An 11,822-nucleotide genomic window follows, 5' to 3' on the forward strand; every position below is an offset into this window, starting at 1 on the left:
ATGATGCGGGTTTCGCCGATTCTTCAACGGACCCCGGATTGCGTTTCCTTCACACCGCCGACTGGCATCTCGGCCGCCTCTTCCATGCGCGCAGCCTGCTGGAAGACCAGGCCCATCTCCTCGACCAGTTTGTCGAACTGGTCCGCAACGAGCGCCCGGATGCGGTGCTGATTGCCGGCGACGTCTATGACCGCGCCGTGCCGCCGCCCGAGGCGGTGGCCTTGCTCGACGACGTGCTCGGCCGCATCGTGGTCGATGCCGGCGTGCCGGTAGTGATGATCGCGGGCAACCACGACAGCGCGCAGCGGCTGGAATTCGGCGCGCGCCTGATGCGCGCGCAGGGGCTGCATGTGGCTGGCCGCACGCTGCCCGAGGCCACTTGCGTGAGCCTGCATGATGCGCACGGCGAAGTCCGCGTCTATGCGCTGCCGTATGCCGAACCCGCCGTGGTGCGCGATGCGGTCGGCACCGACATGCCGTCGCATGAAGCCGCCTTGCGCGCGCAGCTCGATGCCATCCGCGCGGTGCATCCGGCGGGCGTGCGCGCGGTGGTGGTGGGCCATGCCTTCGTGGTGGGCGGCGCGGCCAGCGAATCGGAACGGCCGCTGTCGGTGGGCGGCAGCGGTGCCGTGGCGGCGGAACTGTTCGCCGGCTTCGACCTGGTCGCGCTGGGCCACCTGCACCGGCCGCAGACGCTGGGCGGCGGACGCATCCACTATGCAGGCTCGCTGCTGAAATACTCGCTGTCGGAATGCGCGCACCAGAAGTCGGTATCGCGCATCGAACTGGACGCGGACGGGACCGTCGCCATCACGCCGCTGACGCTGCAGCCGCTGCGCGACGTGCGCGTGCTGGAGGGCGAGCTGGCACAGTTGCTGACCGCCGGCACCGACGATCCGCAGCGCGATGACTACATCCACGCGCGCCTGACCGACACCGGCGCGCTGCTGGACCCGATGGCGCGGTTGCGCCAGGTCTATCCCAACGCGCTTGCGATCGAGCGCACCGTGCTGGCGCGCACCGGCATGGCGTCGGAGGCGGGCCGCAAGCTGCGCCAGTTGGGCACCGGCGAGCTGTTCGCCAGTTTCTTCCGCGAGGTGGCCGATGCCGAGCTGGACCCGGACCAGCGCGCCGCGCTCGACCAGGTGCTGGCGGGCATCGCCGCGTCGGAACGGGAGTCGGCATGAGACCGCTGCATCTGACGCTGCAGGCGTTCGGCCCCTTTGCCGCGACCGAGGAGATCGATTTCACGCGGCTGGGCGAGCAGGCCTTCGTGCTGATCCATGGCCCCACCGGTGCGGGCAAGACCACGCTGCTCGATGCCATCTGCTTTGCGCTGTACGGCGACACCTCCGGCGGCGAGCGCAGCGCGCAGGCCATGCGCAGCGCCAATGCGGCAGCGGGCTTGCGCACCGAGGTGACGCTGACCTTCAGCCTGGGCGCGCAGCGCTGGCGCGTGGTGCGCTCGCCCGTGCAGGAGCGGCCCAAACAGCGCGGCGAGGGCTGGGTCACCGAGCCGGCCAGGGCGCAGCTGGACCTGCACGACGGCAATGGCTGGGTCAGCAAGGCCAGCCAGCCTGGCAAGGTCAGCGATGCCGTGCGCGAGCTGCTGGGTTTCGACAGCGCGCAGTTCCGCCAGGTCATCGTGCTGCCGCAGGGGCGCTTCCGCGAATTGCTGACCGCCAGTTCGCAGGCACGGCAGGCCATCCTTGAGCGGCTGTTCCGCACCGAGCTGTACCACCGCGTGGAAGAGCTGCTGAAGACCGAGGCCGCCGGCATCCGGCGCGACGCCGAGCGCATTACGATCCAGCGCGACGAAGCGTTGCGGCAGGCCGGCGTGGAATCGGCACAGGCGTTGGCGGACGGCATCGCGGCCATGCAGGCCGAGCTGCAGGCGCTGCAAGGCCAGGAGCAAGGCGCACGCGCCGCGCAGGCCGCCGCGCAGGCCGCGCTCGCGGCCGGCGAGCAGGTGTCGGCGCGCCTGCAGGAGCGCCAGCAGGCGCAGGCCGCCCATGCGGCGCTGATGGCGCGGCAGGCCGCCATCGATGAACAGCGCGGCCGCTTGCAGGCGGCGCAGCGTGCCGCGCGTGTGATGCCGGCGGTGGCGGCCGCACAGGCCGCGCAGCGCGATCACGCTGCCGGCGCCGCGGCATTGGCGCAGGCGACCGAGCAAGCGGCCCGCGCCGGGCATCGGGCCACACAGGCCGCCGCGGCCTTGCAGGCGCAAGTGCAGCAGGCCGAAGTCCGCCAGGCCGCGCAGCGCCGCGTTACGCAGCTGGAAGCGATGCTGCCGCGCGCGCAGCGGCTGGGGGCGTTGCAGCGCGCCTTGCTCGAGGCCGAAGCCAGGCAGGTCACTGCTGCCACCGCACGCGATCGCGCCTTGGCGCAAGTCGAGACATGCCGCGCCGCCGCCGTGACCGCTGAATCGGCACTGGGACAGGCGCAGCTTGCCGCGGCGCAGGCACAGGCGACCGCCTTGCAGCTGGCCGCGCTGCAGGAGCGCGCGCGGCAATTCGAACGGTACCGGCAGGCGGCGCGTTCGCTGGACGCCTCGAATGCGCAGGCCGCCGGGCATGCGCAGGCCGAACAGCAGGCGCTGCATCACCGCGACCGCTGCCGCACCGCGCTGGCCGACGCCGAAGCCGCGTGGCGCGCTGGCCAGGCCGCGCGCCTGGCGCAGACGCTGGCGTCAGGCGATGCCTGCCCGGTGTGCGGCAGCACCGCGCATCCCGAGCCGGCACGGCAGGTAGCGCAGCCGCTGTCGGACCTGGCGCTGGAGGCCGCGCGCCAGGCACTGCTGGAAGCGGAATCCGAAGCGGTGCGCTGCGCCGGCCAGCACCAGGCCGCGCAACTGGCGATCGCCCAGGCACGCGAGCGGCTGGAAGAACTGGCCGCGGCACTGGGCGATGCCAGCGCGGCAGCGGCCGCCGGCGTCAGCGCTGACATCGAAGCGCAGCAAGCGGCGCTGGCGCAGCAGCGGCAGGCTTCGGCAAGCCTGGCGCAACGCGAAGCCGCGATCGCGACGTCGCGCGCGGCGCGCGACAGCGCCGAAGCCGTGCACCGCGATGCCGTGGTTGCGGCCGATGCCGCCGCGCAGGCATTGGCGCATTGCCGCGGCGAGTGGCAGGCCGAGAGCGCGCAGGTTCCTGAAGATTCGCGCGATCCGGTGGCCCTGGCCGAGGCACTGCGTCAGGCGCAGGCCGCGCTGGCAGGTCTGGAGCAGGCGCTGGCCGCGGCGCAGGCGGCAGAGCGCCAGGCTGCCGCGGAAGATGCGGGTGCGCAGGCCGCGCTGGTGTCGGCACGGCAGGCGCACGCGCAGATCACTGAACGCCTGGCCAACGCCGAAGCGGCATTGGCGCAGGCGCTCGCGCAGCAGGGCTTTGCCGATGCGCGGGCGCACGCCGATGCCTGCCTGGATGATGACGCGATGCAAGCGCTGGACGCCACGCTGCGCACGTTCGATAGCCAGCTGGCGGCCGCCGCCGACCGGCGCGAGCGCGCGGAAGCTGCCGCGCGAGCGCTCGATGCGCCCGATCTGGACGGCCTGCGCGCGGCACTCGGCGCTGCGGCGACGACGGTGGAGGACCTGGTGCGGCAGCAGGCTGAACGCGGCCGTTCCCGCGACGCGCTGCTGCAATGCCAGCAGCGGCTGCAGCAGCTGGACCAGGCAGGCCGCGACATCGAAGCCCGCTTTGCCGTGCTCGGCCGGCTGGCCGAAGTGGCCAACGGCAACAACCCGCGCCGCATGACGTTCCAGCGCTTCGTGCTGGCCACGCTCCTCGACGAGGTGCTGGAGGCCGCGTCGATGCGACTGCTGGCGATGAGCCGCGGCCGCTATGTGCTGCAGCGCGTGCGCGAGCAGGCCGACCAGCGCAGCGCGGGCGGGCTCGATATCGAAGTGTTCGACCACGATACCGGCGCGGCGCGCCCGGCCAATACGCTGTCAGGCGGCGAAGGTTTCCTCGCGTCGTTGTCGCTGGCGCTGGGCCTGGCCGACGTGGTGCAGTCGCGCGCGGGCGGCATCCAGCTCGACACGCTGTTCGTCGACGAAGGCTTCGGCACGCTCGATCCAGAAAGCCTCGACTTTGCCCTGCGCACGCTGCTCGATTTACAGCAGGCCGGGCGCCTGGTCGGGATCATTTCGCACGTCACGGAGTTGCGCGAGCGCATCGACGTGCGGCTGGAGGTGCGGCCCGGCACGGGCGGCAGCCGCGTGCTGCTGACCGGTGTGCCGGTGGCGGCCTAGACGGGGAAGGGCAGGATCAGGCGACGACGGCCTGGCGGCAGCGGATCGCCATCACCTGCGCCTCGAAGGCGCGCGCAGCCGAACGGGCCAGGCGCGCGCGGCGCGACAGCGGCGGCGCGGAAGTCGGTGTGGCGGGGTGACGATCCATTGCCCAGGCACTGCGGGTGACATGCAGGATGCGCGCGAGCGCTGCTGCATGGGGCGTGGAAGAAAACGGGACGTTGGCGGTGGCCATGGTGACGGGCTCCTCGTTCTTGTGTGTTGCCAGGCGAGGCCGGCTCAGCCGGGTGGTCCGGAGGCTGCTGTGCGGCGCTGCCTTGTTCTGCTTCAACGATAGGCCCGGCTGGCGTTGCGCCCTATCCCGTGCGAGCCGATTGTGATGTCGGCTCAGTCCTACATAGAGGGTGTCTGCATCACCTTGCGCGCTGATCGCACAAACTGGTTGGCCGACCGCCCGGTCGGCTTGACCGTCGCCGACGGCCAGGTGTAACCTGTTCATTCTGCGAATTCGAGTTCGTATATCGAACATCTCGGTTTGTCCCGGATTTATCCCCGGTCTATCCGTAGGTTCGAGCGACGAGTGCCTGGTCCACTTCGACCGATGCAGAGCACGCGCAGACTGCTGGACTCGTTCACCGGGCGGCCAAGACCGCCCGCCGCAACGAACATCCTTCCGGCAGGATTACCGGAGACCGTCTTTCATGCGCCGCGGCTTGCGGCCCGCTCCGGTAGCCTGGCGGATCTTCCGACCTGGAACGCAAGTGATCAACAAGCTATACGACTCGGTGGAAGCGGCGGTTGCCGGCATCCACGACGGCGCCACCATCCTGACCGGCGGCTTCGGCCTGGCAGGCATGCCCGCGGAACTGATCGACGCGCTGATCGCGCAGGGCGCGCGCGACCTCACCATCGTCAACAACAACGCCGGCAACGGCGACACCGGGCTGGCCGCGCTGCTCAAGACCAAGCGCGTGCGCAAGATCATCTGCTCGTTCCCGCGCCAGGCGGATTCCTACGTGTTCGATTCGCTCTACCACGCCGGCGAGATCGAGCTGGAGCTGGTGCCACAGGGCAACCTGGCCGAGCGCATCCGCGCCGCCGGGGCCGGCATCGGCGGCTTCTTCACCCGCACCGCCTACGGCACGCCGCTGGCCGAGGGCAAGGAAACGCGCATCATCGACGGCCAGGGCTATGTGTTCGAAACCCCGATCCACGCCGACTTTGCACTGATCAAGGCCGATACCGCCGACCGCTGGGGCAACCTGACCTACCGCAAGACCGCGCGCAACTTCGGCCCGATCATGGCGATGGCCGCCAAATGCGCCATCGTGCAGGTCAGCCGCGTGGTCGAGCTGGGCGAGATGGACCCCGAGCACATCATCACGCCGGGCCTGTTCGTCAAGCGTGTCGTCAAGGTCGCCTGAGCGCGAATACAGGAGAAACAGCATGCAACGCCTGACCCGCGATCAGATGGCCGCCCGCGTGGCCAAAGACATTCCCGACGGTGCCGTGGTCAACCTCGGCATCGGCCTGCCCACCCTGGTCGGCAACCACCTGCCGGCCGACAAGGAAATCCTGCTGCACAGCGAGAACGGCCTGCTCGGCATGGGCCCCGCGCCCGCCGCCGGTGAAGAGGACGGCGACCTGATCAATGCCGGCAAGCAGCCGGTGACGATCAAGCCGGGCGGCTCGTACTTCCACCATGCCGATTCGTTCGCGATGATGCGCGGCGGCCATCTCGACTTCTGCGTGCTGGGCGCGTTCCAGGTGTCGCAGCAGGGCGACCTGGCCAACTGGCACACCGGCGCACCGGGCGCCATCCCCGCCGTGGGCGGCGCGATGGACCTGGCGATCGGCGCCAAGCAGGTGTTCGTGATGATGGAGCACCTGACCAAGCAGGGCGAAAGCAAGATCGTGCCGCAATGCACCTATCCGCTGACCGGCATCGGCTGCGTGACGCGCATCTACACTGACCTTGCCACCATCGACGTGACCCCCGACGGGCTGGTCGCCCGCGACCTGGTGGAAGGCCTGGGCTTTGACGAACTGCAGCGCCTGACCGGCGTGCCCCTGAAGCAGGCCTGAGCGCCGGCATCGACATCCATCACAAAGAGAGAGAGACGCACCATGACCGAAGCCTTTATCTGCGACGCCATCCGCACCCCCATCGGCCGCTACGGCGGCAGCCTGTCCGCGGTGCGCGCGGACGACCTCGGCGCGGTGCCGCTGAAGGCGCTGATGGCGCGCAACGCCAACGTCGACTGGAAGGCCATCGACGACGTGATCTACGGCAATGCCAACCAGGCCGGCGAAGACAACCGCAACGTGGCGCGCATGTCGTCGCTGCTGGCGGGCCTGCCGCAGGACGTGCCGGGTGCCACCATCAACCGCCTGTGCGGATCCGGCATGGACGCCACCGGCACCGCCGCGCGCGCGATCAAGGCGGGCGAGGCCAACCTGATGATCGCCGGCGGCGTGGAAAGCATGAGCCGCGCCCCGTTCGTGATGGGCAAGGCCACCAGCGCGTTCTCGCGCGATGCGCAGATCTTCGACACCACCATCGGCTGGCGCTTCATCAACCCGGCCATGCGCGCCGCCTACGGCGTGGACTCGATGCCCGAGACCGCCGAGAACGTCGCCACCGACTACAAGATCAGCCGCGAAGACCAGGACCTGATGGCGCTGCGCAGCCAGGAAAAGGCCTCGCGCGCGCAGGCCGACGGCACGCTCGCACAGGAAATCACCGCGGTCACGATCCCGCAGAAGAAGGGCGATGCCATCGTGGTCGAACGCGACGAACACCCGCGCGCCACCAGCATGGAAGCGCTGGCCAAGCTGCGCGGCGTGGTCCGTCCTGACGGCACCGTCACCGCCGGCAATGCCTCGGGCGTGAACGATGGCGCCTGCGCGATCCTGCTGGCGAGCGAAGCCGGGATCAAGCAACACGGCCTGACACCGCGTGCGCGCATCGTCGGCATGGCCACCGCCGGCGTGGCGCCGCGCGTGATGGGCATCGGCCCGGCGCCGGCCACGCAGAAGCTGATGAAGCAACTGGGCATGACGCTGGACCAGATCGACGTGATCGAGCTGAACGAAGCGTTTGCCGCGCAAGGCCTGGCCGTGCTGCGTGAACTGGGCATCGCCGACGACGACCAGCGCGTCAACCCCAACGGCGGCGCGATCGCGCTTGGCCACCCGCTCGGCATGAGCGGCGCGCGCCTGGTGACCACCGCGATGTACCAGCTGCACCGCACCGGCGGCCGCTTCGCGCTGTGCACGATGTGCATCGGCGTGGGCCAGGGTATCGCGATGGTGATCGAGCGCGTTTGAGCGCGGCGGTTGTGAATTGCTGAGTGTTGTCTCCCCTCTCCCGCTTGCGGGAGAGGGGTCGGGGGAGAGGGCAGGCGCATGTCAAGCACGACAAGCCTGCACTCCGTGGCGGCTCCCGCCCTCTCCCCAACCCTCTCCCCCAAGCGGGAGAGGGAGCAGGACAGCGGTAGTTTTTATTGAGTGAGTCAAAGATGTCCCTCCCCGTAGCCACCCTCGTCACCGGCGGCAGTTCCGGCATCGGCCGCGCCATCTGTGAAATGCTGCTGGCCGATGGCGTGACCCAGGTGGTCAATGTCGATTACGCCGCGCCGGCGTGGTCGCATCCCAACCTGAGCTTCTTCCAGGCCGACCTGACCGATGCCGAGGCGACCCGCGCCGTGGCGGAGCAGGTCACGTCGCGCTTTGCGGTCACGCGCCTGGTGAACAATGCCGGCGCCACCCGCCCCGGCACCGCCGACAGCGCCACCGTTGCCGACCTGGACTACGTCACCGGCCTGCACCTGCAAGCCCCGCTGCTGCTGCTGCAAGCCTGCCTGCCCGCGATGCGCGCCGCGGGTTTCGGCCGCATCGTCAACATGGCCTCGCGCGCCGCGCTGGGCAAGCCGGAGCGCGTGGTGTACTCGGCCACCAAGGCCGGCCTGATCGGCATGACCCGCACGCTGGCGATGGAACTGGGCGGCGACGGCATTACCGTCAACGCCGTGGCCCCGGGCCCGATCGCCACCGAGCTGTTCCGCCAAAGCAATCCCGAAGGCGCGGAGCAAACCAGGCGCATCCTTGCCAGCATCACCGTCAAGCGCATGGGCACCCCGGAAGACGTGGCACGCGCCGCGCTGTTCTTCCTGTCGCCCGACAACGGCTTCGTCACCGGCCAGGTGATGTACGTGTGCGGCGGCACCACGCTGGGCGTTGCGCCGGTGTAAGGACCGTCGCGCCTGCGCGACTCAAGCATTCAACAAGAAGAGACGTTAACCAAGCGTCACGCATGGCGGCCCATAAGCGGGCCGCCCACCGGCAGCGCGCGTGTGCGCGCTCCGTTCGGGAACGGCAATCACGCCATTCAGCACAACCTCCCGCGGTACCGATGACCGCCGGAACGATATAGCACCGGAGCATTACCGATGAGACAAGATTCCCAGACCTCCACCACGCGCCGCCGCCTGCTTGCCGCCGGCGTGGCACTGGCCACCACCATCGCCGGCTTTGCCGGCGCGGCCCATGCACAGGGCGGCTATCCGACCAAGCCGATCACGCTGATCGTGCCGTTCTCGGCCGGCGGCACCACCGACATCCTGGCCCGCATCGTCGGCCTGCAGCTGGGCAAGGCACTCGGCCAGCCGGTGGTGATCGACAACCGTCCGGGCGCGGGCGGCAACATCGGCGCGTCGCTGGCCGCCAAGGCCCCGGGCGACGGCTACACGCTGTTCATGGGCACCATCGGCACGCACGCCATCAACCAGTCGCTGTACTCCAAGCTGCCGTACGACCCGGTCAAGGACTTCGCGCCGATCAGCCGCGTGGCGATGGTGCCGAACCTGGTGGTCGCCAACCCCAAGGTGCCGGTCAACAACATCAAGGAACTGATTGCCTACGTCAAGGCCAACCCGGACAAGCTGTCGTACGGCTCGTCGGGCAGCGGCTCGTCGATGCACCTGTCGGGCGAACTGTTCAACTCGATGACCGGCCTGCATATCCAGCACATCCCGTACAAGGGCAGCGCCCCCGCCGTGAACGACCTGCTGGGCAACCAGATCGGCCTGATGTTCGACAACATGCCGTCGTCGTACCCGCACGTGAAGGCGGGCAAGCTGCGCGCGCTGGCCGTGACCTCGGCCAAGCGCTCGCCGGCGCTGCCCAACGTGCCGACCGTGGCCGAATCGGGCGTGCCCGGCTATGAAGCCACCTCGTGGTTCGCGCTGTACGCCACTGGCGGCACCCCGCAGGCCATCGTCGACCGCCTCAATGCCGAAGTGGTGAAGATCCTGGCCATGCCGGACGTGAAGAAGCAGATGGCCGACCAGGGCGCCGAGCCCAACCCGGAAAAGCCGGCCCAGCTGGCCGCGTTCATGAAGTCGGAAACGGCCAAGTGGGCGAAGGTGGTGAAGGCTTCGGGGGCGACGGTGGATTGAGCATCCGCCCGGCGCTTGCCGTCCGCAGCATCGAACCGGCCCTTTGGGCCGGTTTTTTTTTGGTTCGTCACTGCGCGTGGCTAAGGATTTGCCAAAGCCTGCCGTAAGACAGAACAGCGATCCGTGCGCCCCGCCACGCCAGCCCGTTGATCCAGGTTGACTTTCCCTCGCAGGACCCGGTGTAGCATGGCGCGCCGCGGGCCGCCATGGTGCGTGTGCGCCATGGCATCCGCTCAATCACAACAGGGAGAAAACCAAGTGAAGATCATGACATCGTGCGGCCTGCTCGGCGCGGCCGCCGCCGCGCTGCTGCTGGCAGGCTGCGCCACCGAGACCTCGACCGCCTTGCCGGTGCAGAAGGTGGAAAGCGCCAGCCGGCCCTATAACGGCGTGCGCACGCCGATTGCCGTCGGCAAGTTCGACAACCGCTCCAACTACATGCGCGGCGTGTTCTCGGACGGCATCGACCGCCTGAGCGGGCAGGCCAAGACCAGCCTGGTGACCCATCTGCAGCAGACCAACCGCTTCAATGTGCTGGAGCGCGAGAACCTGGAAGAGATCAGGCGCGAGGCAGCGATCAAGAACCAGGCGCAACGCCTCAAGGGCGCCGACTATGTGGTGACCGGCGATATCACCGAATTCGGGCGCAAGGAAGTCGGCGACGTGCAGCTGTTCGGCATCCTCGGCCGCGGCCGCGAACAGGTGGCCTATGCCAAGGTCAACCTTAACATCGTGAACATCAGTACCTCGGAAGTCGTGTATGCCACGCAAGGCGCGGGCGAATACAAGCTGTCGAACCGCGAGGTGATCGGCTTTGGCGGCACGGCAAGCTATGACTCGACGCTCAACGGCAAGGTCATGGACCTGGCCATGCGCGAGGCCGTGAACAACCTGGTCAGCGCCATCGAGACCGGCGCCTGGAAGCCGGTCCAGCAGTAAGCGCCCGGTCGCGGCGCTGAATCCAACGCAACGAGAACAACAATGATGAACACGGTCATGCTGCAGCGCGCAGCATTATTGTCGGCCGCCGGCAGCCTTCTGCTTGCCGGCTGCGCGGCGCCCAAGCCCATGTACCAGTGGGAGGGCTACCAGACGCAGGTCTACGAATATTTCAAGGGCGAATCCAGGGAAGCGCAGATCACGGCCCTGGAAAGCGGGCTGCAGAAGATCCAGGCGCAGAGCGGCTCGGTGCCGCCGGGCTATCACGCCCAGCTTGGCTTGCTGTACCTGAACATCGGCAAGGGCGACCAGATGATCAAGGAATTCCAGACCGAGAAGACGCTGTTTCCGGAATCGGCGCCTTATATGGATTTCCTGCTCAGGAACGTGAAGAGCGACACCCGCACCGAGATCAAGACCGGCGCCGCCGCCGGCAAGGATAGTGGCACCGCCACCGCCACCGCCACCACCACCGCAAGGAATCCCCAATGATGCGCCGGCTCCTCACCTATGTCGCTGGCGTGGCCATGGCCATGCTGTTCGCCGGCTGTGCCGTGCCGACCAAGCAGGTGGATTACGCCGCCTTCAAGGCCAGCCGGCCGCGCTCGATCGTGGTCCTGCCGCCGCAGAACACGTCGCCTGACATCAAGGCCACCTATGCCATGCTGTCGCAAGCCACCTTCCCGCTGGCGGAATCGGGCTACTACGTGCTGCCCGTGGCCGTGGTCGACGAAACCTTCCGGCAGAACGGCCTGACCGTGCCGGACGACATCCATGCCGTGCCGTTGGCCAAGCTGCACGAGATCTTCGGCGCGGACGCGGCGCTGTACGTCACCGTGACCGAGTATGGCTCGCGCTACCAGATCCTCAGCAGCGTGACCCGGGTCGCGGCCAACGCCAAGCTGGTCGACCTGAGGAACGGCGACGTCCTGTGGTCCGGCACCGCGGTGGCTGCCACCGACAGCTCCAGCAGCGGCGGCGGTCTGATCGGCATGCTGATCAGTGCGGCCATCACGCAGGCGATGAACCACACCATGGACGCCAGCTATACCGTGGCAGGCAGCACCAGCTACCGGCTGCTGGCGGCGGGACAGCCTGGCGGCCTGCTGTATGGGCCGCGCTCGCCGAAGTACCAGTCCGACTAAGGGCGTCCCGCCGGCGCGGCACCGGCGGTGCCC

Annotated in this window: 11 protein-coding genes; 10 read left to right on the forward strand and 1 reads right to left on the reverse strand. The window is 68.9% G+C overall.

Going from position 1 to position 11,822, the window contains the following annotated elements; all coding sequences use genetic code 11:
* Positions 1–38 precede the first annotated feature (38 nt).
* Entirely contained in the window at positions 39–1,187 is a 1,149-nt protein-coding gene (locus tag CBM2588_RS20450) for an exonuclease SbcCD subunit D (RefSeq protein ID WP_115682213.1), read from the forward strand.
* The gene (locus CBM2588_RS20455; protein ID WP_115682214.1) at positions 1,184–4,246 is read left to right on the forward strand and encodes an AAA family ATPase; all 3,063 of its coding nucleotides are present in this window, start codon (positions 1,184–1,186) and stop codon (positions 4,244–4,246) included. Before CBM2588_RS20450 ends, CBM2588_RS20455 begins: the two co-directional genes overlap by 4 nt.
* Before the next feature lie 16 nt (positions 4,247–4,262).
* On the opposite strand, the gene CBM2588_RS20460 is transcribed toward CBM2588_RS20455, so the two are convergent.
* The gene (locus CBM2588_RS20460; protein ID WP_115682215.1) at positions 4,263–4,481 is read right to left on the reverse strand and encodes a hypothetical protein; all 219 of its coding nucleotides are present in this window, start codon (positions 4,479–4,481) and stop codon (positions 4,263–4,265) included.
* Positions 4,482–5,007: 526 nt separating this feature from the next.
* On the opposite strand from CBM2588_RS20460, the gene CBM2588_RS20465 reads away from it, so the two are divergent.
* From CBM2588_RS20465 to CBM2588_RS20500, 8 genes are all read left to right on the forward strand, one after another.
* The gene (locus CBM2588_RS20465) at positions 5,008–5,670 is read left to right on the forward strand and encodes a 3-oxoacid CoA-transferase subunit A (RefSeq protein WP_172583642.1); all 663 of its coding nucleotides are present in this window, start codon (positions 5,008–5,010) and stop codon (positions 5,668–5,670) included.
* Positions 5,671–5,692: 22 nt separating this feature from the next.
* The gene (locus tag CBM2588_RS20470) at positions 5,693–6,331 is read left to right on the forward strand and encodes a 3-oxoacid CoA-transferase subunit B (protein ID WP_115682217.1); all 639 of its coding nucleotides are present in this window, start codon (positions 5,693–5,695) and stop codon (positions 6,329–6,331) included.
* A gap of 42 nt (positions 6,332–6,373) precedes the next feature.
* Entirely contained in the window at positions 6,374–7,576 is a 1,203-nt protein-coding gene (gene pcaF, locus CBM2588_RS20475) for a 3-oxoadipyl-CoA thiolase (protein WP_115682218.1), read from the forward strand.
* 191 nt (positions 7,577–7,767) lie between these two features.
* Positions 7,768–8,499: an SDR family NAD(P)-dependent oxidoreductase gene (locus tag CBM2588_RS20480; RefSeq protein WP_115682219.1), complete on the forward strand. Its 732-nt coding sequence runs from the start codon at positions 7,768–7,770 to the stop codon at positions 8,497–8,499.
* Between the two features lie 198 nt (positions 8,500–8,697).
* Positions 8,698–9,705 (forward strand): Bug family tripartite tricarboxylate transporter substrate binding protein, encoded by a 1,008-nt coding sequence (locus tag CBM2588_RS20485; protein ID WP_092316187.1) that lies wholly within the window; start codon positions 8,698–8,700, stop codon positions 9,703–9,705.
* Between the two features lie 267 nt (positions 9,706–9,972).
* Positions 9,973–10,644 (forward strand): CsgG/HfaB family protein, encoded by a 672-nt coding sequence (locus CBM2588_RS20490; protein ID WP_115683673.1) that lies wholly within the window; start codon positions 9,973–9,975, stop codon positions 10,642–10,644.
* Positions 10,645–10,686: 42 nt separating this feature from the next.
* Complete coding sequence (locus tag CBM2588_RS20495; protein ID WP_115682220.1) at positions 10,687–11,136, forward strand: DUF4810 domain-containing protein; 450 nt, start codon at positions 10,687–10,689, stop codon at positions 11,134–11,136.
* Positions 11,133–11,789, forward strand: a complete 657-nt coding sequence (locus tag CBM2588_RS20500) for a DUF799 domain-containing protein (RefSeq protein WP_115682221.1) — start codon at positions 11,133–11,135, stop codon at positions 11,787–11,789. Before CBM2588_RS20495 ends, CBM2588_RS20500 begins: the two co-directional genes overlap by 4 nt.
* The last annotated feature ends 33 nt before the right edge of the window (positions 11,790–11,822 follow it).

This window comes from Cupriavidus taiwanensis (genome assembly GCF_900250075.1).
Classification (GTDB): domain Bacteria; phylum Pseudomonadota; class Gammaproteobacteria; order Burkholderiales; family Burkholderiaceae; genus Cupriavidus; species Cupriavidus taiwanensis_C.